Genomic DNA, 416 nt, shown 5'->3' with positions numbered 1-416 from the left:
CTTCCCTACGCCTGGGGGCCGATTGGCAAAGCCTGGGAGATACCGTCCTACCCCCACAGCAAGCGGTTAAATGTGTTGGGATTTCTGAGTCGCCAAGGTCAGTTTTTCTACCACACGACGACGGAGACGGTCACGACCGACATTGTGATCGAAGCGTTCGATCAGTTCGTGGCGCAAAAGGATCCGGATACGTATGTGGTCATTGTCCTGGATAATGCCAGTATGCATTGCTCCAAGGCATTCAGACGTAGGATTGTCGATTGGATGGCACATCGCGTCCATTTGGTTTACCTGCCACCTTACTCGCCTGAACTGAATCTGATTGAAATCTTGTGGCGTGAGATCAAGTACCGGTGGCTGCCGCTAACCGCCTATGGATCCTTTAACAGGCTCTGTGAAGCGGTCAACAAAGTGTG

At 52.2% G+C, this 416-nt stretch carries 1 protein-coding gene; it reads left to right on the top strand.

All coding sequences use genetic code 11. The features are described 5' to 3' along the window. The coding region (locus tag RZA33_RS19370; protein ID WP_317509480.1) for an IS630 family transposase at positions 1 to 416 on the top strand (416 nt) is incomplete at both ends.

Source organism: Halovibrio sp. HP20-59, assembly GCF_033052795.2.
Lineage (GTDB): Bacteria > Pseudomonadota > Gammaproteobacteria > Pseudomonadales > Halomonadaceae > Vreelandella.
The sequence above is the reverse complement of the archived record's forward strand: the minus strand, read 5'-3'. Positions and strand labels throughout refer to the sequence as shown.